The sequence below is a fragment of the Peribacillus sp. NPDC056705 genome (assembly GCF_043656335.1).
Genome location: NZ_JBHTYI010000181.1, coordinates 1 through 1,448, shown reverse-complemented (window position 1 = coordinate 1,448; position 1,448 = coordinate 1). Strand labels below are relative to the sequence as shown.

2 protein-coding genes are annotated in these 1,448 nt (G+C 47.8%); both read left to right on the top strand.

Annotation, left to right across the window (positions count from 1 at the left end):
* On the top strand, nucleotides 1-1,128 hold a 1,128-nt coding region (locus ACFRAK_RS28700), incomplete at its 5' end, for an HD domain-containing protein (protein ID WP_394573147.1).
* Between the two features lie 81 nt (nucleotides 1,129-1,209).
* On the top strand, nucleotides 1,210-1,448 hold a 239-nt coding region (locus tag ACFRAK_RS28695), incomplete at its 3' end, for a TatD family hydrolase (RefSeq protein WP_394573146.1).

Below are 1,448 nucleotides of genomic sequence, written 5' to 3'. Positions count from 1 at the left end.
GAACATAGTCGCTTCTCCCACTCTCTAGGTGTTTACGAAATAACGAGACGCATCATTACTCAGTTCGAGCGCAGAGGCTATTCCGATTGGCCAGCTTCGGAACGACAGGTGGCGCTATGTGCTGCTTTGCTGCATGATGTGGGACACGGTCCATTCTCTCATTCAATAGAAGAAGCCTTTGACATGAATCATGAGGATTGGACGTGCAGAATATTGTTGGGTGATACATGCATTCATCAGGTACTACTCGAGCTCGGTGATGACTTCCCGAGTAAGGTGGCATCCGTCATTCAGAAAACGTACGATAAACCCATCGTTATGAATCTAGTTACAAGTCCACTCGATGCGGATCGGATGGATTATCTACTGCGCGATGCATACTATACAGGTGTGAATTATGGAACCATAGATATCGACCGGGTTCTGCGGATGTTAAGACCCTACAAGGACCGTGTTGTGGTCAAAGAATCAGGTATGCATGCGGTGGAGGATTATCTTATGTCCCGCTACCAAATGTACTGGCAAGTCTATTTTCATCCGGTGACGCGCAGCTCTGAAATTATTCTGCGTCAAATATTCCGCCGGGCGATGGAGTTATATCATCAAGGATATACTTATCGGTTCATGATTGATCCGCTGCCAGCATTATTTGAAGGCAATATCAACGTGAACCAATATCTCCGGCTGGATGAAGCCTTGATCCAGACTGCGTTCCTGCAGTGGACCGATGAGAAGGATCAACTCCTTAGCGAATTATGCGGCCGGTTTATGCACCGCAAGCTCTATAAATATGTAGAAATCGACAACATGGATCAAGGTTCGATCGACGCTATTCGCCAAGCCGTTCAAGCTGTGGGCTTACATCCGGATTACGATCTGGAGATTGATTTTCCGACCGATCTTCCTTATGATGAATTCCATCCAGGCGCACCACAGAGCGAGAAGCAGATTCTGCTGCTGGATCGTTACGACGGACTGAGGGAGATTTCGGAGGTATCCGAAATTGTACGCTCCATCAGTGGCATCCATCAAGGTCGTTGTCATTTGTACTATCCGGAAGAGAAGATCAGCCAAGTGCTGAATGCTTTGCCGGATACCGTAGTAAAGATATTCAGACAGCCCAATTAGACGCAGTAATATACTGATAATACCGGAACTTGCGGAAAATGTTACTATTCGGGATATGACAGGAAGGAGAGGGGAAACCTCATGCTGTTCGACACACATACGCATCTCGATGCTCCTCAATTCGACGAGGATCGGGAGGACATGATTGAGAGAGCTCTGCAATCTGGCGTGAGCCGGATGGTCAATATCGGATTTAACCGGGAGACGATACCGTCTACGATGAAACTGGCGGAGACGTATGATTTTATATATGCGGCCGTGGGCTGGCATCCTGTGGACGCGATTTCGATGGAGGAGCAGGATATCGACTGGATCGCATC